Source organism: Agreia sp. Leaf335, from assembly GCF_001423605.1.
In the GTDB taxonomy this organism is placed as follows: Bacteria; Actinomycetota; Actinomycetes; order Actinomycetales; family Microbacteriaceae; genus Agreia.
In genome coordinates, this window is record NZ_LMOQ01000003.1 from 340090 (window position 1) to 360711 (window position 20622).

General features: G+C 67.1%; 16 protein-coding genes. 6 read left to right on the forward strand and 10 right to left on the reverse strand.

Going from position 1 to position 20622, the window contains the following annotated elements:
* Window positions 1-3 precede the first annotated feature (3 nt).
* The 6 genes from gabT to ASF79_RS11965 form a co-directional block, all read right to left on the reverse strand.
* Window positions 4-1344, reverse strand: coding sequence for a 4-aminobutyrate--2-oxoglutarate transaminase (gene gabT / locus ASF79_RS11940; protein ID WP_055855216.1), 1341 nt, complete (start codon window positions 1342-1344; stop codon window positions 4-6).
* A 9-nt stretch (window positions 1345-1353) separates the two neighbouring features.
* A complete protein-coding gene (locus tag ASF79_RS11945) occupies window positions 1354-2793 on the reverse strand; it encodes a gamma-aminobutyraldehyde dehydrogenase (protein WP_055855218.1) in 1440 nt (479 codons plus the stop codon).
* Between the two features lie 116 nt (window positions 2794-2909).
* A complete protein-coding gene (locus ASF79_RS11950; protein WP_055855220.1) occupies window positions 2910-3206 on the reverse strand; it encodes a hypothetical protein in 297 nt (98 codons plus the stop codon).
* A gap of 42 nt (window positions 3207-3248) precedes the next feature.
* Window positions 3249-3623, reverse strand: coding sequence for a hypothetical protein (locus ASF79_RS11955; RefSeq protein WP_055855222.1), 375 nt, complete (start codon window positions 3621-3623; stop codon window positions 3249-3251).
* Between the two features lie 64 nt (window positions 3624-3687).
* Complete coding sequence (locus ASF79_RS11960) at window positions 3688-4554, reverse strand: C40 family peptidase (RefSeq protein WP_082495865.1); 867 nt, start codon at window positions 4552-4554, stop codon at window positions 3688-3690.
* 183 nt (window positions 4555-4737) lie between these two features.
* A complete protein-coding gene (locus ASF79_RS11965) occupies window positions 4738-8088 on the reverse strand; it encodes a DEAD/DEAH box helicase (RefSeq protein WP_055855225.1) in 3351 nt (1116 codons plus the stop codon).
* Window positions 8089-8247: 159 nt separating this feature from the next.
* Here ASF79_RS11965 and ASF79_RS11970 point away from each other — a divergent pair, with 159 nt between their 5' ends.
* Window positions 8248-10401, forward strand: coding sequence for an ATP-dependent Clp protease ATP-binding subunit (locus ASF79_RS11970; protein ID WP_082495867.1), 2154 nt, complete (start codon window positions 8248-8250; stop codon window positions 10399-10401).
* Window positions 10402-10526: 125 nt separating this feature from the next.
* Window positions 10527-12062 (forward strand): amino acid permease, encoded by a 1536-nt coding sequence (locus ASF79_RS11975; protein ID WP_055855226.1) that lies wholly within the window; start codon window positions 10527-10529, stop codon window positions 12060-12062.
* Window positions 12063-12122: 60 nt separating this feature from the next.
* Here ASF79_RS11975 and ASF79_RS11980 read toward each other — a convergent pair whose 3' ends face one another.
* From ASF79_RS11980 to ASF79_RS11990, 3 genes are all read right to left on the reverse strand, one after another.
* On the reverse strand, window positions 12123-12722 hold the full coding sequence (locus ASF79_RS11980) for a nitroreductase family protein (RefSeq protein WP_055855228.1): 600 nt from the start codon (window positions 12720-12722) through the stop codon (window positions 12123-12125).
* A gap of 151 nt (window positions 12723-12873) precedes the next feature.
* A complete protein-coding gene (locus tag ASF79_RS11985; RefSeq protein WP_055855229.1) occupies window positions 12874-13953 on the reverse strand; it encodes a threonine aldolase family protein in 1080 nt (359 codons plus the stop codon).
* Window positions 13954-14054: 101 nt separating this feature from the next.
* Window positions 14055-14768 (reverse strand): hypothetical protein, encoded by a 714-nt coding sequence (locus ASF79_RS11990; protein ID WP_156366243.1) that lies wholly within the window; start codon window positions 14766-14768, stop codon window positions 14055-14057.
* 321 nt (window positions 14769-15089) lie between these two features.
* Between ASF79_RS11990 and ASF79_RS17385 the strand changes: the two genes are divergently transcribed.
* A complete protein-coding gene (locus ASF79_RS17385; RefSeq protein WP_156366244.1) occupies window positions 15090-15458 on the forward strand; it encodes a hypothetical protein in 369 nt (122 codons plus the stop codon).
* Window positions 15445-16128 (forward strand): HAD family hydrolase, encoded by a 684-nt coding sequence (locus ASF79_RS12000; RefSeq protein WP_055855233.1) that lies wholly within the window; start codon window positions 15445-15447, stop codon window positions 16126-16128. The genes ASF79_RS17385 and ASF79_RS12000 overlap by 14 nt, the downstream gene beginning before the upstream one ends.
* 15 nt (window positions 16129-16143) lie before the next feature.
* On the opposite strand, the gene ASF79_RS12005 is transcribed toward ASF79_RS12000, so the two are convergent.
* A complete protein-coding gene (locus tag ASF79_RS12005) occupies window positions 16144-17892 on the reverse strand; it encodes a cation:proton antiporter (protein ID WP_235500747.1) in 1749 nt (582 codons plus the stop codon).
* Window positions 17893-17971: 79 nt separating this feature from the next.
* Here ASF79_RS12005 and ASF79_RS12010 point away from each other — a divergent pair, with 79 nt between their 5' ends.
* Window positions 17972-19213: an MFS transporter gene (locus tag ASF79_RS12010; RefSeq protein ID WP_055855237.1), complete on the forward strand. Its 1242-nt coding sequence runs from the start codon at window positions 17972-17974 to the stop codon at window positions 19211-19213.
* Between the two features lie 90 nt (window positions 19214-19303).
* Complete coding sequence (locus ASF79_RS12015; RefSeq protein ID WP_235500748.1) at window positions 19304-20620, forward strand: MFS transporter; 1317 nt, start codon at window positions 19304-19306, stop codon at window positions 20618-20620.
* Window positions 20621-20622: the final 2 nt, after the last annotated feature.

The following is a 20622-nucleotide window of genomic DNA, read 5'->3' on the forward strand; positions in this document are numbered from 1 at the left end:
CTTCTATCGGGTGGCCGAGCGGACAGCGTCTTCGAGCACGCCGATCCCCTCGAGAAGCAGGGCGTCGTCGATGACGAGCGAGGGGAGCAGGCGGATCACGTTGCCGTAGGTTCCGCAGGTGAGGATGATGACGCCGGCCTCGAGAGCCGCAGCGGCGACGCGTTTCGTGATGTCGGCATCCGGTTCTGTGGTGCCCGGCCGCACGAACTCGATGGCGAGCATGGCGCCTCGGCCGCGCACGTCGCCGATCACCCCGGTGGCGTCGGCGAGGGCGTGCAGCCGGGGCAGCACGATCTCCTCGATGTGGCGGGCGCGCCCGGCCAGGTCGTGCTCGCGCATCTGGGCGATGGATGCGACTGCCGCGGCACACGCGATCGGGTTGCCGCCGTAGGTGCCTCCGAGGCCGCCGGGATGCACGGCATCCATCAGCTCGGCCCGGCCGACGACGGCCGCCAGCGGAAGCCCGCCCGCGATGCCCTTGGCGAGCGTGAGGATGTCGGGAACGATGCTCTCGTCGTCGCTGGCGAACCAGGAGCCCGTGCGGGCGAAGCCCGTCTGCACCTCGTCGGCGATGAAGACGACTCCGTTGGCGGTGGCCCAGGCGCTGAGAGTGGGCAGGAAGCCGGGGGCGGGAACGATGAAGCCGCCCTCGCCCTGGATGGGCTCGATGATGAGCGCGGCGACCTGGCCACCGCCGAGCTGCTTCTCGATGGCCAGGATGGCGCGGTTCGCGGCCTCGACGCCCGAGAGGCCGGCCTCATCGCGGAAGGGGTACGACATGGGCATGCGGTAGACCTCGGGCGCGAACGGTCCGAAGTTGGTCTTGTAGGGCATGGCCTTGGCGGTGAGCGCCATCGTGAGGTTGGTTCGGCCGTGATAGGCGTGGTCGAAGGCGACGACCGCGTCTCGACCGGTGGCGAGGCGGGCCACCTTGATGGCGTTCTCGACCGCCTCGGCGCCGGAGTTGAAGAGAGCCGAGCGTTTCTCGTGGTCGCCGGGAGTCAGTTCTGCGAGGAGTTCGGCGACCTCGACGTAGCCCTCATAGGGCGTGATCGTGAAGCAGGTGTGCGCGAAGTGCGTCGACTGCTCGGTGACCGCTGCCGCGACGGCCGGGTTGGATGCTCCCACGCTGGTGACCGCGATGCCGGCGCCCAGGTCGATGAACGAGTTGCCGTCGACATCGACGACGACCCCGCCATCGGCATCCGCTGCATAGACGGGAACGAGAGACGAGACGCCTGCCGAAACGGCCTTGCGGCGGCGCTCCGTGAGGGCGGCCGACTTCGGCCCGGGGAAGGTTCCTGTGATGCGCCGCTCCTGCGGCAACCGGTGCGTGATAGTCATGAGCTTTTCCTATTCGAGCGACGACATCACGTGCTTGATGCGCGTGTAGTCCTCGACGCCGTACATCGACAGGTCTTTGCCGTAGCCCGAGTACTTGAATCCGCCGTGCGGCATCTCGGCGGTGAGGAGGATGTGGGTGTTGATCCAGACGGCGCCGAAGTCGAGGTCGCGTGAGACGCGCATCGCGGTGGCGTGGTCGGTGGTCCAGACGCTGGAGGCGAGGGCGTAGCGCACGTCGTTCGCGAGCTCCACGGCCTCCTCCTCCGTGCTGAACTTCTGCACCGTGATGACCGGGCCGAATGTCTCGTCTTGAACGATGTCGTCACTCTGCAGCACGTTCGTGATGACGGTGGGCTCGAAGAAGTAGCCCGTGGTGCCGACGCGGTGGCCACCGGTCGCGATGACGGCGTGCTCGGGAAGCGACTCGACCTTGGTGACGACGTCGGTGAAGTGATTGATGTTGTTGAGCGGGCCGAAGTAGTTCTCGCTGTCGTCGGCGTTGCCGGTCTTGCGCTCTTTCGCCTCGATCGACAGCGCCTCGACGAGCTCGTCGTGGATCGACTCGTGCACGAGCACGCGGGTGATGGCGGTGCAGTCCTGGCCGGCGTTGTAGAACGAGAAGTCGGCGATGGCGGCGGCTGTCTTCGCCACATCGACGTCGCCGAACACCACGGCGGGGGCTTTGCCGCCGAGCTCGAGGTGCGCACGCTTGAGGGTCTTCGCCGCCCCGGATGCCACGGCCATGCCCGCGCGCACGGAGCCGGTGATCGACACGAGGCCGGGAGTGGGATGGTCGACGATGGCGGCGCCGGTGCCGCCGTTGCCGAGAACGATGTTGAGCACGCCGTCGGGCAGGATCCCCTGGCTGATCCGGGCGAGTTCGAGGGTGGACTCGGGCGTGGTGTCGCTCGGCTTCAGCACGATCGTGTTGCCCGTCGCGAGGGCGGGGCCGATCTTCCAGATGGCCATGAGGAACGGGAAGTTCCAGGGGGTGACCTGGCCGACCACTCCGATCGGCTCTCGGCGCACGTACGACGTCGTTCCCTCGATGTATTCACCGGCGCTCTTGCCCTCGAGCAGGCGTGCCGCCCCGGCGAAGAAGCGGATCTGGTCTGCTCCCGCCTCGATCTCGTCGGTGCGGATCGTGTCGCGGGGCTGTCCGGTGTTGCGATGCTGCGCCTCGACGAGAGCATCGGCGTTGGCCTCGATCGCATCGGCGAGCTTCAGAAGCGCGAGCTGCCGTGCCCCTGGCGTGAGTCGTGCCCAGGGCTTGAAGGCGGCCTTGGCTGCCTTCATGGCGGCATCGACGTCGTCGGCCGACGACACGGGTGCCTGAGCGACGGTCTCGCCCGTTGCCGGATTCACGATGTCGAGCAACTCTCTGCCCTGCGGCTGAACGAACTGGCCGTTGATGAAGTTCTGAAGCGTGGGCGTGGACACGGATCTCATCCTCTGCGTCGAGTGGCGGAACAACCGGGCGGCTGGGGCAAGTCTGGCATCCCCCGCGTCGCTGCGGCGCTCGAATCCATAAAGATTCGATTCCGAATGTTATCACCCGACGGGCGTCACTCGTCAGAGACGGCGATCCATCTGTTATTTACGCGGCGGGTCAGCTCCGGAGCGGTCAACTCGGCGAGTTCACGCGCCAGACCGAAGATGCCGAGCGCGATGTTCCGCGCATCCTGGTCGTCGTCGCCCGCGAACCGGATGACGATGCGGGCCTCGCCGCGCACCACGGCGATGCTCGAGGCCTCGACGATGGCGAGGGTGCCTGCGTCATCGGTCAATTCGGGCAACAGGCGGGCCGCGGCGACCCCCGGTCGCAACGCCCCGATGGCAGCGGAGAAGCGGTACGAGGGCACGGATGCGAGTATGCCACCTCGGTGGTGCCGGCACGGTGTGCGTCAGGAGAGCGTTGTACCCCGAGAGCGTCGCTGCAATCGCGCGACCGTGTCTTCGAAGACGTCGGCATACGCTGCGGTCAACGATGGCGATCGGCGCAGAGGGCCCTCGTCGCTCCGCAACGTCACTTCTACGAGGGTCGGGTGGCCGTCTTCCAGGCCGACCACCGCATCGAGGTTGATCGGGAGAACCGAGGGCAGAGCAGTGTTGAATCCGCCCGAACCGAGCTGCACCTGGATGACTCGATCGGTGCGATTGAAGACCCGAGCGCGCCGGTCATGTGCATAGGCGGCGACGACGTCCAAAGCCTCGATCGGGTCTAGCGGCGTCTCGTACGATGCCCGGAAGATGAGGGGCTCGTCGTCGGGGTTCGTCATTCACCCACGATGCCCCGGGGCTCGGGCTGCCGCAAGAGGTGCACGCGTCAGGAGAGCGTTGTACCTACAGGCGGTAGAAGACCGGGCTGCCCCAGAGGCTGTGCGCGTGCTCGACGTAGCGCCCGAAGTCGGGGGAGTGCACTACTCCGCCGGCTCCGTCGTAGATGCCGATGTGCTCGCCGGGCCACACGACGAGGTCGCCGGCGACTGCTTCGTCCTGCGTGATCTGCGTCGCGAGTGCCGCCTGGTGGTCGACGCCGCGAGGCAGGGCGATGCCGAACTGGCCGTACACGTACTGGGTCAACCCGTCGCATCCGAAGCTGTCGTTGGGGTCTGCGCCCCAGCCGTAGGGCACGACGCCCACGAACTGCTCTGCGTAGGCGACAACGGCCTCGCCGCTGTAACCGCCCTGCGGCGGTGCGAAGGTCTTGGGGCCTGACGACGGAGTCGCGGCCGTCTCGACGGCCCTCGCCGCTGCGGTGACGGCGTCGGCGGCGGCCTGCGCAGCCGCTGCCTCGGCGTCGCGCTGCGCCTGAAGAACAGATGCGTCGGTCGAGTTGTAGGAGTCGCGGGTTGCCGAGAGGGCCGAGACCTGCGCCTCGGCGTCGACATCGAGGGTCTGAGTGGCTGGAACCGAGGTGTCGACGAACGTCTGACCCGCGTTGACCGTGGTCGCGACCGGGTTGGTGCCGGTGGGCATCATCGCGTAGGCGGGAAGGGCCGTGACGCTGGCCATGCCAGCTGCGACGATGAACACGCCGACCCGCGCGAAGTTGCGCATGCCGCGGCCTCGCAACGGCGACGAGCTCGACGGTCGGGCGCGCGATTGCCGGGTCGCCTCAGCGAGAGCGGCTCGCGTCGGGGCCTGGAAACTCGTGCGCTGCCCCGTGGGTAGAAGGGCGGCGGATCGTGCCGAGCGTCGTGCACTCATGCGTTAGTACCTCAAGGATCTGTAGAGCATCGGGCAGGTATTCGGGTTCCCCCCGTGTGGGCGCAGCCGCCATGACTCAGGTCGACGAGGCGACCGGCGGGGTGCTTTTCCAACCCGGGCGACGGTACAGGGGCGTCCTGAGTACAACCTGGCAGAGGTGAGGCCTGCTCATGCAGGGGCGCGTCAGCTCTCGAGCAGGCCGCGGATGTCGTCTGCCGTGAGCGCCTGGCTGAACGCGGCCTCGTCGTCGAGCACGGCGTCTGTGAGCTCGGCCTTCTTGGCTTTCAGCGCCATGACCTTCTCTTCGATCGTGCCCTCCGCCACGAGGCGGTAGACCATGACGTTCTTGGTCTGGCCGATGCGGTGGGTGCGGTCGATCGCCTGCGTCTCGGATGCGGGGTTCCACCACGGGTCGAGCAGAAAGACGTAGTCGGCCTCGGTGAGGTTGAGGCCGAATCCGCCCGCCTTCAGGCTGATCAGGAACACGGGAGCCTTGCCCTGTTTGAACCGATCGATGATGTCTTTTCGCTTGCGCGACGACCCGTCGAGATATTCGTAGGGCACTCCGAGCGCGTCGAGCCGGGCCGCGGCCTTGTGCAGGAACGTCGTGAACTGGCTGAAGACGAGCGCGCGATGACCTTCCGCGACCACATCGTCGAGCTGCTCCATGAGCGAATCCAGCTTCGACGAGGGGATGTTCGCGTATTTCTCGTCGATCAGCGAGGCATCCAGACTCAGCATGCGCAGCAGTGTGATCGAGCGGAACACGATGAAGCGGTTCTTGTCGAGGTCGTCGATGAGGCCCAGCAGCTTCTGCCGCTCGCGCTGCAGCACCACGTCGTAGAGCTTGCGGTGGCTGGGAGCGAGTTCGATCTGCAGCTCCTGCTCCTGCTTGTCGGGCAGCTCGGGGGCGACGAGCTGTTTGGTGCGCCTCATCATCAGAGGCCGGATGCGGCGGCGCAGCCGCGCGATCAGCTCGGGGTTCTCGCCGCGATCGATCGGCCGCACGTAGTCTTCGGTGAACCGGCGCGACGACGGGAAGAGCCCGGGGGCGGTGATGGCGAAGAGAGACCAGAGCTCGAGGAGGTTGTTCTCCATCGGGGTGCCCGTGATCGCGAGCTTGAACGGTGCCTTCAGATCGCGGGCGCACTGGTGGATGCGCGACGTGTGGTTCTTGGCGAACTGGGCCTCGTCGAGGATGAGTCCGGCCCAGTCGACGCCGTTGTAGGCCGAGAAGTCGAGTCGGAACAGCGCGTACGAGGTGATCACGAGGTCGGCGCCGGCGCAGATCGCCGCGACCTTCTTCTTGCTCTTGGCCTCGGTTGCGGTGATCGAGCGCACGACGAGGTGCGGGGTGAACCGCTGCGCCTCGGCCACCCAGTTCGACACCACCGAGGTCGGTGCGACCACGAGGAAGGGGACGCGGGTCTCGTCGGCTGCGACGGGCTGCTCGCGCGCCTGGGCCACGAGAGCGAGTGTCTGCAGGGTCTTGCCGAGCCCCATGTCATCGGCCAGGATGCCGCCGAGCGAGTGCGCGTGGAGAAAAGCGAGCCACGAGAATCCGTCGACCTGATAGGGCCGCAGTTCGGCCTTGACGCTCGAGGGCACGGCGATCGTGTCGACGGCGCCGATCGCGTTGAGCCCGGATACGGCGGCCCGCCAGCTCGTCGCCTCGACGGTCTCTTCGGCCAGGTCTTCGAAGTCGGCCCAGAGGCTCGCCTGATACCGGCTGATGCGTGGGGTGTCGATCTCCCACTCGGCCATGCTGCGGCCCTCGTTGATGAGTTCGAGGAGTCGTTCGAAGACCGGCTGTTCGAGAGAGAGGTAGCTGTTGTCGACGAGCTTGAGCTTCTTCTTGCCCTTCGACAGCGCGGTGAACAGCGGGCCGAACGGAATGGTTCGCCCCTCGACCGTGACCATGATGCCGAGGTCGAACCAGTCGCGCTTGTCGGTCTCGACGGTGGTGACGGTGAGCTCAGGGGCCTCGGTCAGCTCCACATAGTCGGGACGCGTGCCCACCGTCTCGACCACCACGTCGTCGCGGCCGTCGATCTGATCGATGACCTCGACCACGAACTGGGCGGCATCGACGCCGTCGAACACGTTTCGGCTGGCGAAAGCGACACTCGGATCTGCGCCGCCCCAGCCGCGCGCCGTGAGCGTGTGCGACAGCAGAGACAGGATGCGATCTTCGTCGGCGTCGTCGCGCAGCGCTCTGTCGGCAGAGGTCGCGCTCAGGGGAAGAAGTGCTGAGCTGCCGTAGCGCCAGCCCCACGAGATGCGCAGTCGACCCTTGGGTTCGAACGTCGCCGTGAGCACCAGTGTGGCCGTCGCCTGCTCGGGCAGGTTCACCGACTCGTCGGCGCTCGTGATCGGCAGTATGCGGCGGAGGCGCGGGTAGTAGTCGTCGAAGAACTCGGACTTCTCACCGCGGGGCACCTGGATCACGTGCGCCGGCGTTTCGAAGACGAGCCGGCGCTGCTCGTCGGTGAGCGGGGCGTCGAGGGGAGCGAGAGTCACGCCGAACGCGGAGCTCAACGAGTAGGAATAGAGGCCGTGCGCGCCGACCGGTCCGATCGAGTCGACATCGACCTCGGCGTCGTCGAACGCGACCGTGGTGGCCAACGCGAGGCCGCCCGATTCGTCGGCCGACGCATCCAGCCCCACGCTCGCTCGCCGAGCGACCCCCACGGTGGCGTCTTTCTTGACGCCCACCAGCGCGATGCCGAGGCGTGCGGCCTCGTCGAGCAGATGCCAGAGCAGGGGGCTCGCGAATTCGTCGAGGTAGATCCAGTCGAGGTCTTGCCCCGTGTAGGTGGCGCGGCTCGCACGCTGCACGGCGGCGAACTCGGCGAACCACCGGTGCTGCTCGGCGTCGAGATTCATGCGATTAGCCTGATGCACGACGGTGCCCCAGGTGAGGTTGTTGCGCACCCAGGCGCCGGTCGATGAGCTGCGCACCACGGGCCGCACGCCGAGACGGCGGGTCGCGGCCACGGCGGCCGACGAACGCGGTGATGCCGATGTGGATGTGGGGCCACGCCAGCGGTCGTGCGTGCGCGCGGCTCGCTCGCGCAGCTCGAACTGCAGCGCCATGGGCACGGTTCCCGCCGCTTCTGTGTTGGCCGCCGCTCGGTCTGCGGTGACGTCGACCGCAGAGCCGAGCAGGCTTTTCCAGTCGGTGGCGATGGATGCCTCGGGTCGGCCCGGCGACGCGACCAACGGTTTCATGGCACGCGCGTTGGTGTCGATGAGTGCGGCGGCGACGTGCTTGCAGTCGATGCCGACGGGGCAGTCGCACATGCTGAAGATCGGACGGAATCCGCGACCTGTCGTGCCGAGGGTGATCGAGCAGGCATAGGGCTCGGGTGCGCCTCCCTGCACGAAGGCGCTGACCACACGGGTAGCGGGGTTCCACGCGACATCGACGACCGCGCCCTGACGGAAGTAGGCCTGGCCCCGTTCGAAGGCGCTGCGACCGACCAGTCGGCTGATCTCCGTCGCATCGACGAGCGGAAAGATCGACTCGGGCATGCATCCATGCTCCCACGCACCGCCGACACGACCGCCGGCGAATCGAACGGGAATGCTGTAGCGCCATCCCGACGTTAAGGATAAAGTTGAGTCAGCAAGGCTCAAGTTTTTAAGGGCGTCTCGTCGGACTCGCCCCACGAGAAGAAGAAGGACAGGCATATGCAGGCAGGGCAGGCCCCCGCTCAGGAGGACGCCAAGAGCGCCCTCGAACTGTATGGCGTCAACCTCACCGAGATCGCCGCGAGCGGCAAGCTCGACCCGGTGATCGGGCGCGACGCCGAGATCCGTCGTGTCAGCCAGGTGCTGACCCGGCGTACCAAGAACAACCCCGTGCTCATCGGTGAGCCCGGCGTCGGCAAGACCGCCGTCGTCGAGGGGCTCGCTCAGCGCATCGTCGCGGGCGACGTCGCCGACTCGCTGAAGGGCAAGCAGCTCATCTCGCTCGATCTCGCGGCACTGGTCGCTGGTGCGAAGTATCGCGGTGAGTTCGAGGAGCGCCTGAAGGCGGTGCTCAAGGAGATCAACGACGCCGACGGCCAGATCATCACCTTCATCGACGAACTGCACACGCTCATGGGTGCGGGCGCCGGAGAGGGCAGTGTCGCGGCATCCAACATGCTGAAGCCCATGCTCGCCCGAGGCGAGCTGCGCATGATCGGCGCCACCACCCTCGACGAGTATCGCGAGTACATCGAGAAAGACAAGGCGATGGAGCGCCGCTTCCAGCAGGTACTGGTGGGCGAGCCCAGCGTCGAAGACACCATCGCGATCCTGCGCGGACTGAAGGAGCGCTATGAGGCGCACCACAAGGTGTCGATCGCCGATTCCGCTCTGGTCGCGGCGGCTGCGCTGTCGAACCGCTACATTCCGGGACGCCAGCTGCCCGACAAGGCCATCGACCTGATCGACGAGGCTGCATCGCGCCTGCGCATGGAGATCGACTCGGCTCCCGTCGAGATCGACGAGCTGCGACGCAGCGTCGACCGGCTGAAGCTCGAAGAGCTCGCGCTCAAGAAGGAGAAGGACGAGGCCTCGAAGGAGCGCCTCGAGAAGCTGCGCGACGACCTCAAGACCCGCGGCGCGGCCCTGAAAGAGCTGCAAGACCGGTGGGAGCGGGAGCGCGCGAGCCTGAACCGCGTCGGTGAGCTCAAGGAGAAGCTCGACGCTGCGCGTATGAAGGCGGAGCGCGCCCAGCGCGAGGGCAAGCTCGAGCAGGCCTCGAAGCTGCTCTACGCCGAGATCCCCGTTCTCGAGCGCCAGCTGGCCGAGGCGGAGGCCGTCGAACAGGACGGCCCGTTGATGGTCAACGACCAGGTGACCAGCGACGACATCGCGTCAGTGATCGCCGCCTGGACGGGCATCCCCGTCGATCGGCTCACCCAGGGCCAGACCGAGCGACTGCTCGGCCTCGAGGGCGAACTCGGCAAGCGGCTCATCGGGCAGAAGCGCGCCGTCGTGGCAGTGTCGGAGTCGATCCGGCGCTCGCGGGCGGGCATCGCCGATCCCGACCGGCCCACCGGCTCGTTCATGTTCCTCGGCCCGACCGGCGTCGGAAAGACCGAGCTCGCCAAGGCGCTCGCCGACTTCCTGTTCGACGACGAGAAGGCGCTCATCCGCATCGACATGTCTGAGTACGGAGAGAAGCACTCCGTGGCGCGTCTGCTCGGTGCCCCTCCCGGGTACATCGGCTACGAGCAGGGTGGCCAACTCACCGAGGCCGTGCGCCGGAGGCCCTATTCGGTCGTGCTGCTCGACGAGGTCGAGAAGGCTCACCCCGAGGTCTTCGACGTGCTGCTGCAGGTGCTCGACGACGGCCGACTCACCGATGGTCAGGGCCGCACGGTCGATTTCCGGAACACCATTCTCATCCTCACGTCGAACCTGGGTTCGCAGTACCTCGTCGACGCGTCGCTGAGCACGGAGCAGAAGGAGGACGCCGTGCAGGCTCTGGTTCGCCAGGCCTTCAAGCCCGAGTTCGTGAACAGGCTCGACGACATCGTCGTGTTCCAGGCGCTCACCCGCGAAGACCTCGCGCAGATCGTCTCGCTCTACGTCGATCGCCTGGCCCGCCGCATCGGCGACCGCCGGCTCGAGCTGGCCGTCACACCGGATGCCCGTGCCTGGCTCTCCGAGAAGGGCTACGACCCGATCTACGGCGCGCGTCCGCTGCGTCGCCTCATGCAGCATGAGATCGATGACCGCCTCGCGACCGAGATCCTGCGAGGAACGGTCCGTGACGGAGACACGGTTCGGGTCGACCTCGACGACGCTGGCGAGGCGCTGACGGTGACGCCGGAGGGCAACAACGCGTAGTCGGGGGTCGTCTCCCGTTCTCGCTTCCCGAGATGGGGGCCGCTCTTTCGGGGGCTGCCCCCTCTTCGGGGCTAGTATCGCTTCGCTAGGACACCAGTGAAGCGATAGTTGAAACGAGGCAGACGATGTCCACACCAGATTCTCCCCAGGGAGATTCGCACCCGATCGAGGACTCTCCCCAGAAGCAGGACTTCTCGCATGAGCAAGAGGGTTATCACAAGACTCTGAAGCCCAGGCAGCTGCAGATGATCGCCATCGGCGGCGCCATCGGAACCGGTCTCTTCCTGGGCGCCGGCGGGCGGCTCGCGTCAGCGGGCCCCTCGCTCGTGATCGTCTACGCCATCTGCGGATTCTTCGCGTTCCTCATCTTGCGGGCCCTCGGGGAACTGGTGCTGCACCGGCCGTCATCCGGCTCGTTCATCTCGTACGCGCGTGAGTTCTTCGGCGAGAAGATGGCGTACGTCGCCGGCTGGATGTACTTTCTGAACTGGGCGATGACCGCCATCGTCGACGTCACCGCTGTGGCGCTGTATGTGAAGTTCTGGTCGGCGTTCACCGACGTTCCGCAGTGGCTGCTCGCGCTCATCGCGCTCGCCATCGTTCTGAGCCTGAATCTCGTGTCGGTGAAGGTCTTCGGCGAGATGGAGTTCTGGTTCGCGATCATCAAGGTCGTCGCCCTGGTGGCGTTCCTGATCATCGGCGTCGTCTTCCTGGCCTTCAACTTTCCGACCGACGTCGGCAACGGCCAGACCGGGTTCGCTCTGCTCGCAGACAACGGCGGGTTCTTCCCCCAGGGCCTCCTGCCGGCAGTGCTCGTCATCCAAGGTGTCGTCTTCGCGTATGCGGCCATCGAGTTGGTGGGGACTGCGGCCGGCGAAACTGCCGACCCCAAGAAGATCATGCCGAAGGCCGTCAACACCGTCGTCATCCGCATCGCCGTCTTCTACGTGGGGTCGGTGCTGCTGCTGTCGCTTCTCCTTCCCTACACCGCGTACAAGGCCGACGAGAGCCCGTTCGTCACGTTCTTCTCGAGCATCGGCAGTCCGGAAGTCGGGGCTATCGCCGGAAACATCATGAACTTCGTCGTTCTCACAGCGGCCCTGTCGAGCCTGAACGCCGGCCTCTACTCGACCGGTCGCATCCTGCGTTCGATGTCTGAAGCCGGGGCGGCGCCGAAGTTCACCGGGCGCATGAACAAATCCGGCGTGCCGTACGGCGGAATCCTGTTGACCGCGGGCATCACCCTGCTGGGAGTGGGACTCAACGCCATCGTGCCCGAGCAGGCCTTCGAGATCGTGCTCAACGTGTCGGCGCTCGGAATCATCAGCGGCTGGGGCACGATCATCCTCTGTCAGATGCGACTGCAGAAGTGGGCCAAAGAGGGCAAGCTCGAGCGGCCGGCCTTCAGGCTGTTCGGTGCGCCGTTCACCTCGTGGCTCACGCTCGCGTTCTTGGCCACCGTGCTCGTGCTGATGGCCATCGACTTTCCGGTGGGAACGATCACGATCTCGTCGCTCGTGCTCATCATTCCGCTGCTCGTCATCGGCTGGTACGCCAGCCGCGACCGCATCAAGGCTATCGCCGCCGCCCGCGAGGGCTACACCGGGGCATTCCCTGTCGTGGCAGAGCGCCCTGGAGACGGGCGCAACACCAAGAAGTAACTCGTCCGTTCCCTGAGCCTCTCGAAGGGTGCCTTCGACAGGCTCAGGGAACGGTATCGACTACTCGTTGACGAGAACGAGCTCGTCGAGGGCCAGGCGCTCGCGGGGAGCCTTCTCGCGGGCGATCGCGCCCTCTTCGCCGAGCGCCTCGGGGGCGTCGACCGTTCCGAGTGCGGTGACGGTGATCGCGGTGAGGTTCTCCGGGATCGAAAACGCGTCACGCAGTCCCTCGGCGATGATGCCGCTCATCTGGTGAACGTGCAGGCCCTCGTGGTGTGCCTGCACCGACATGTGGGCGACGGCCTGTCCGAGGTCGTAGTTGGCCAGGGCGCGCGGCTTGCCATCGGGGTCGGTGGTCTCGGCGACGTTCACGATGAGAACGGAGGCGTTCGGCGTCCACGCCTGGTTGAACCCCATGAGGTTCGACACGATCTTGTCGAAGGCCTCGGTTCCGCGGCGGGCCACGATGAAGCGCCACGGCTGGGTGTTCGCCATCGACGGCGACCAGCGGCCGGCCTCGAGCACGGAAGCGAGTGCGTGCTCGTCGATCACTGCGGTCGGGTCGTAGGAGCGCGGGCTCCAGCGAGCGGCGAGCACCTCGAGAATCGGGGCGCTGGTCTCGTCGGCGCGGGTCACGGCGGTAGTCGTGGTGAGGGTCATTGCGGGTCTTCCTTCGGGTGTGGTCGTCGCATCGCCCTCAGGGCGGATGCGTGGGCCGGGCATCCATTGCCCAGCTATGCAAACGCATAGATGCGGCAGGTATTCCCGGTCGTCGAGCGTGTCGCGACGGCGCCCTCCAGGGCCGGTGTGCTCAGACCTCGGCGAGCAGCTCGCGCAGACGGGCAGCGAACGCGTCGACATCGGCCTCGGTCGTATCGAAGGCACACATCCAGCGCACCTCGCCCGTCGAGGGATCCCAGTCGTAGAAGCGGAAGCTCTCGCGCAGCCGGTCTGCGACCTCGGGAGCCACGATCGCGAAGACCGCGTTCGACTGCGTGGGCTGAGTGATCGTCACGCCATCCATGCCCTCGACGGCCTGGCGCAGCCGCTGGGCCATCGCGTTGGCCTGCGAGGCAGAGCGCATCCAGAGCCCGTCGCTGAGGAGCGCGATCAACTGCGCCGAGACGAAGCGCATCTTGCTCGAGAGCTGCATGTTGAGTTTGCGCAGATACGTCAGGCCCTCGGATGCTGCGGGGTTGAGCACCACGACCGCCTCGCCGAACATGAGCCCGTTCTTGGTTCCGCCGAACGACACGATGTCGACCCCGGCGTCGGAGGTGAAGGCCCGCAGCGGCACGCCGAGGTACGCGGCGGCGTTGGAGATGCGGGCGCCGTCCATGTGCAGGGTCATTCCGCGGGCGTGCGCGTGCTCGGCGATGGCGCGCACCTCGTCGGGGGTGTACGCCGTGCCGAGCTCGGTGGTCTGCGTGATCGAGACGGCCAGCGGCTGTGCGCGGTGCTCGTCTCCCCAGCCCCAGGCCTCGCGGTCGATGAGTTCGGGGGTGAGCTTGCCGTCCGGTGTGGGCACGGTGAGCAGCTTCAGGCCCGCGACTCGCTCGGGCGCCGCGTTCTCGTCGGTGTGGATGTGCGCCGTCTGCGTGCAGATCACCGCTCCCCAGCGCGGAAGCATCGACTGCAGGCTCAGCACGTTGGCGCCGGTGCCATTGAAGACCGGGAATGCCTCGACTCCGTCGCCGAAGTGCTCGGCCATCACGTGCTGGAGGCGGGCCGTATAGAGGTCTTCCCCGTAGGCGATCTGGTGGCCGCCATTCGCGGCGGCGACGGCGGCGAGTACCTCGGGGTGAACGCCGGCGTAGTTGTCGCTCGCGAATCCGCGGTAGTCGGTGTCGTGCAGGCGCAAGGACGAGGAGGTGTCTGTCGAAAGGGTCACGGATCCAGTCTTGCGCACGCGTCGCGCACGGGCGTTGCGTTCGGCGCTCCTTTGTTGCTATCGCTGGTGCGCCATCGGATGCTGGTCGCCGGTTGCGGGCGTCAGCCGCCGATGCCGAGGGTGGGCCAAGTGCTGGTGCCGGTCCACCCTCGCCGCCGGAGTTCGTGTTGGAGGGTGTTCAGGAAGTGTCCGGGGTTGCGGATGTCGGGGAGCACAGCCTCGATCGACTTCCAGTCGATGAGGTCGAGTTCGCGGCGGCGCACTACGTCGCGCTGCCACTGCGACCTGTCGGTGCGGTGGCCGTCGCCCTGGTACTCGATCCCCACGTTGTAGCCGGGGATCCGTAGATCTGGCTGCGCGATGATCTCTCCCATGGCATCCAGAATCGGCTCGTTCACGATCGGATCGGGGAACCCGGCGCTCTGCACGATCAGCCGAAGCCGTGTCTCGTAGGGGGAGTCGACGCGCTCGCGGAGAAGCTCGAGGGCCGCAGCGATCAACGCTGCGTGCCGACGGTGAGCGTGTTCTGCCGCGGCCGCGCGGAGCTGCGGGATGGTAGCGAAGGGGCGATGGCTGCCGTTGCGCTCACGGAAGCCGCGCAGCAGGTAGTCGCCAGCGATCACAAGGTCGACCAGGTCGAGCTGGCTCGCGAGATCGAGCCAGATGCGTGCTGCACGGGAGATGCGCAGGCCCCGGGAGTCCAGCCATGGGGGCGCGCCCTCGCCCGGTTGCCAGGAGTGCCCGACGACGGCGGGGCGCTGCGGAGAGCGGTTGGGTCTCTCGACGGTGACATGAACGGTGCTTTCTCTCTGCAAGGCAGCGTTCTCGAAGTGTGTCGGCGCCCGCCGGCAATCGCGCCCCATGAAACGGTCTGTGGAGGTCGGATGACATCAATTGCTTCGCGGTCGCTCCCAGCATCAGAGCTTCTCGTGTCGAGAAGGCGCGGCCGACGACGGCATCGGGCAGCGGCTTTCTTCGGGTCACGGGTCCACCATGCCGTGTGAAGCGGTTCGGGGGCGGAAACTATCCACAGGCGCGCGAGGTGCGGCAAAACGCCGTTCGTTGAACATCGAAACGGCGATGTGCCGCACATGAAACTGGGCGACGAAAGACAGGTGTGAGAAATCGCCCTTCGTTTGACCATCGAAGGTGACTTTGCCGCACGTCGAGCGTGGGTGGCCTGGCCGACGGGCGCAAGGGGGTGGAAGCTGCGTCGGCGACAGGACTATCGTGGCCAACTCGACCGGGGCGAGCATGACGACGTACGCCCCGCAGACCACGACCGCTACCGAGACGAGAGGACACGAATGGCGCTCAGCGAGCACTTCGATGTGACCAAGCACGACGACGCACCCTGGGAGGTGGCCTTCGCGGGCACTCCCAACATCGCGGGGCACCTCACCCCGGAGGGAACGGGCCTGCGCCTGCACGACTCCGCTGACAACGACCTCGGCCTCTTCGGCACGATCGAGCACGCCCTGACGGTGCTGTATGGCTCCGACTGATCCCGGGGCGCAGCTCTGGTCGCCCGCGCCCAAGGCCGTGCTCTTCGACATCGACGGCACTCTCGTCGACAGCAATTACCTGCACGTGGATTCGTGGTCCCGGGCCTTCGAGAAGGTCGGCCACCCGGTCGACACCTGGCGAATCCACCGCTCGATCGGTCTCGACAGCGACGAGTTGCTCAAGACGCTTCTCGGCGACGCCGTCGACGAGCTCGGTGAGCGCGCGAAAGACCTGCACTCCGAGCTCTACCAAGCGTCGACAGATAGGTTGCGCCCGCTCCCCGGCGCCGTCGAGCTGCTCCGCGCGCTCAGCGGCGCGGGCATCCGGGTGGTGCTCGCGACCAGCGCGCCGAAGGAAGAACTCGAGATTTTGCTCGACGTTCTCGACGTGAACGATGCGCTGCACGCGACCACCTCGTCAGACGACGTCGACACCGCGAAGCCCGAGCCCGACATCGTGAACGTGGCGCTCGAGCGGGCCGGCGTCGACGCGTCCGAGGCGCTGTTCGTGGGTGATGCCGTGTGGGACGTGAAGGCGGCGGCGCGCGCGAGCCTGGGTGCGATCGGCGTGCGCACCGGCGGCATCTCGTCGGGCGAGCTGATGGATGCCGGTGCGCTGCGGGTCTTCGACGACGCGGCGGCGGTGCTGGCCGACTTCGAGGGTGAGTGACCGCCGCGCCGGCGATCAGTGATCGCCGGTGCGCGGCCGCAGCCGGGTCTCCTCAATGTCGAGCATGCCCTGGGCCTGCGCGAGAATCCGTGACGGGTAGGCTCCCCGCCTCCGAGCATCCAAGAGCCGTTCGCGTTCTGCGAGCACGACGGCCAACCGCAGCTGGCGGTACACGCGGTGCGGGGTCTCGTCGGCGCTCGTCGAGGCGGGCGACGCCTCGTGCGAGCGTTCCCACGCCGCCTCGGCCCTGAGGAACGACGACTGGCGTACGCGTTCCACCACGTCGGGGTCGACATCGTTCGCCCCGTCGATGGCACCCGCCAGGTCGTCGAGCACGGCGAGGCCGGCGAAGCTGATCTCGTCGAGCAGGGTGGCGAGCTCGCGGCGGTCTTCGGCCTCGTCGACGCCCTGGATTCCGAGCAGGCGGATCAGCCAGGGCAGGGTGCCGCCCTGCACGATCAACGTCACCACGGCGACGGTGAACGCGATGAGGATCAGCTGCGAGCGATAGGGGATGTCGGCGGGCAGCGACTGCGCGGCGGCCAGGGTGACGACGCCGCGCATCCCCGACCAGCTGAGCACGATGCCGCCGCGCCAGTCGATGCTCTCGCGACGCAACTGCTCGAGGTCGGAGCGCCGACGCTGGTAGAGCCGCTCCTCGCGCAGCCGCCGCCGACCCGTCCAGACCCCTCGGTGCGGGGTCTTTCGATAGTGGTAGAGAGCGAGCAGATTCTTGTAGGTGAGCTTCTCGGCGTGCTCAGCGCGCTTCTTCAGCATGTAGACGAGCGGGCCGATCCAGAGGAAGCGCAGCAGCGTCAGGGCGACGACGGCGATGAGCCCGAGCCCGACGGCATCCATCACGCTCAAGACCTCGGGGTTCTCGACGTCGTTGATGAGGGTGCGGATCTCGAGCCCGATCAGCAGGAACACGCCGTTCTCGAGCAAGAACTGGATCGTGCGCCAGTTGATGCGGTCACTGATGCGCGCCTGCGCCGAGAAGGCCGACGGCGCGTGATGCCCGGTGTAGAGGCCGGCCACGACCACCGCAAGAACGCCGGATGCGCCGAGCGCCTGGGTGGGCAGGAACGCCAGGAACGGCACGGCGATCGAGATCGCGGTGTCGAGAACCGGGTCGTTGAGCTTCGTGCGCACGAACACCGAGATGAGGCCCGCGAGCAGCCCGATCACGATGGCCACGAAGACAGCGAACAGGAAGTCGCCGACCGTCTCCCACGGCGAGAGGAGCCCGCCCGCGGCCGCGGCCGTGGCCGAGCGCAGAAGCACGAGGGCGGTGGCGTCGTTCACGAGCCCCTCGCCCTCGAGCACGGTCAGGATGCGCGGCGGCAACCCGAGACGGCGGCCGATGGATGTCGCGGCGACCGCGTCGGGTGGGCTGATGATGGCGCCCAGCGCGATGGCCGCGGCGAGGTTGAGGTCGGGCAGCATCGTGAAGAGCAGAAAGCCGGTGCCGAAGGCGGTGACGATCACCAGCACGACAGAGAGGCTCGTGATGGTGCTGAAGTTGCGTCTGAAGTCGACGACGGGAACGCTGATCGCCGCCGCGTAGAGGATCGGTGGCAGCACCACGTCGAGCACGAGCTCGCCCTCGATGTGCAGCTCGGGGAAGCCCGGCAGGAAGGAGATGGCGACTCCGACGATCACCAGGATGATCGGTGCGGCCACTCCGAGGCGCTTCGAGAAGTACGCGACCGCGACGATGACCGCGATGCCGAATACTGCGTAGACGCCGAGTTCCATGGTCATTCCAGGGTACCCGGGCTAGGTTCCAGCCACATTTCGCAGAACGGGACCTAACTATATGCCTTGGCTATATAGTTGATCAGTGCCAACTTCTACATCGCCCCACACCGGATCCATCCTCAAGCAGCCGCTCGCCGTCTGGGCAGTGGCCTTCGCCAGCGTCATCGCGTTCATGGGCATCGGTCTCGTCGACCCGATCCTGCCCGCCATCGCGAAGAGTCTGAAGGCCAGCCCCACCGAGACCTCGCTGTTGTTCACGAGCTACCTCATGGTCACCGGACTCGCCATGCTCATCACGAGCTGGATCTCGAGTCGCATCGGTGCGAAGAAGACGCTGCTCATCGGGCTCGCCCTCATCGTCGTGTTCGCTGCGCTCGCGGGCCTGGCCGGCAGCGTCGAGGGTGTCATCGGATTCCGAGCTGGATGGGGGCTCGGAAACGCGCTCTTCATCTCGACCGCCCTGTCGACCATCGTCGGCGCGGCCAGCGGAGGAAGCGGGGCGGCGATCACCCTGTACGAGGCCGCACTCGGTGTGGGCATCGCGGTCGGCCCTCTGCTCGGCGGAACGCTCGGCGCGATCAGCTGGCGAGGCCCCTTCTTCGGCACGGCCGTGCTGATGGCGGTCGGCTTCATCGCTATCGTGACGCTGCTGCGCGAGGACAAGACCGCCGTGCGCACACCCACGAAGCTCTCGGCGCCGTTCACCGCGATGAAGGTGCCCGGCATCCGTTACCTCGCCGGCATCGCACTGTTCTACAACATCGGCTTCTTCGTGCTCTTGGCCTACACCCCGTACCCGCTCGGCCTCGATGAGATGGGCCTCGGCTACACCTTCTTCGCGTGGGGTCTCTCGGTGGCCTTCACCTCGGTGTTCGTGGCGCCGCTGCTCACGAAGCGCATGAAGCGCACCAGCGTGCTCAAGCTCGTGCTCACGGTTCTGGCGCTCGACTTGATTGCGGGAGGCGTGGTCATCGACTCGCAGACAGGCCTCATCGTGTGCATCGTCATCGGCGGTCTCATGCTCGGAATCGTGAACACGGTGCTGACCGAGAGCGTGATGGAGGCGAGCGATCTGCCGCGGTCGGTAGCGTCGTCGTCGTACTCCGCCGTGCGCTTCCTGGGTGGCGCCTTCGCCCCTCCCGGCGCTGCGGCGCTGGCCGCGGCGATCTCGCCCAGCGCTCCGATGTACGCGGGTGCTGCATCGGTCTTCGTCGCCGTGCTGCTGGCATTCCTCGGCCGAAAGGCTCTCCGCCGCGTAGACAACGCTCATGACGAGAGCCCTCTCGTCGAGGCCGAAGCGATCACGGTGGGCGAATCCCTCTAGAAGCCAGTTCGTCGAGCCTGGCGAGACGGTTCCCTTCGGCAGGCTCACGGAACGGGGCCGGCCGCGACTAAACGCCCGTAGCCTTGACGAGTGCCACGCCCCCTCGCTCTCTTTCGCCGTCGATCGGGCACTGCAGCCGCCCCTCGCGAGCGCCTCTCCCGCGACGTCTACGTGCTCGGACTCATCGCCTTCTTCGTGATGGTCGGGTTCGGCGTGGTCGTGCCGGTGCTGCCCGTCTTCGTGCGCAGCTTCGGTGTGGGCTACGCAGAGGTCGGCGCCGTCGTCTCGGCCTTCGCCCTGATGCGCCTCGTCGCCAGCCCCTTCGTGGGCAAGCTCATCGATCTGATGGGCGAGCGGGTCGTGCTCGCTATCGGCATCGGTATCGTCGCGGTCTCGAGCGGGCTCGTCGGCATCGCTGCCGACTACCCGCACCTCCTCCTTCTTCGCGGGGTCGGCGGGATCGGCTCGGCCATGTTCACCGTCGCGGCCATGACTCTTCTGCTCGGAACGACGAGCGCGGCGCATCGCGCCCGCGCCGTCGGCTTCTACCAGGGTGGCTTCCTCATCGGCGGCATGACCGGCCCCGCGATCGGCGGCCTCCTCGCCACGATCTCGCTCACCGCTCCCTTCTTCTTCTACGCGGGCACGCTCGCCGTCGCGGGCATCGTCGGGCTCGTGCTGCTGCGACCGCGCGCGAAGGTCGTCGACGGCCAGGCGACCGAGGGTGTTGCGGATGCCGCGGGTTCGGAGAACCCGTTGGTTCCGCTTCGCGACGTGCTGCGCGACGCCCGCTTCCGCGCAGCGTGTCTGGCCAACTTCGCCCAGGGCTGGAACTCCTTCGGAGTGCGCAGCGCGCTCATCCCCGTGATCGTCGTCGAGGTCATCAAGGGTCCGAGCTCGTTCACGGGAATCGCGTTCGCCATCGCGGCGGTCGCCCAGACGCTGGCGCTGGGCCCCGCGGCGCGGTTCATCGACCGAGCAGGCCGGAAGCCCGCGCTGATCCTGTCCCTCGCGGTGGCTGCGGTGCTCACCGTCGCCATCTCGTTCACGGGCGACATCATCACGCTCACCGTTCTTCTCAGCCTCTACGGGGTGGTCTCGGCTTTCCTCGGGATCGCACCCGCGGCATCCGTCGGCGATGTCGTCGGACGCCGCGGCGGGCGCGGCATCGCGATCTTCTCGATGAGCTCCGACATCGGGGCCATCGTGGGGCCGCTCGCGGCCGGCGCGCTCGTCGACGCCTTCTCGTTCCCGGTGGCGTTCGGTGTGGGTGCGGTGTTCTTCGTGGTGGCGTCGCTCTACTCGTTCCGCATGCCCGCGTCGGTGTCGGCGGCACCCGCTAGCGTGAACGACACAGCGGCTGCCGACGCGAGGGTCGACGTCAGGGCTGACCGACGAGAGAGCTGAGT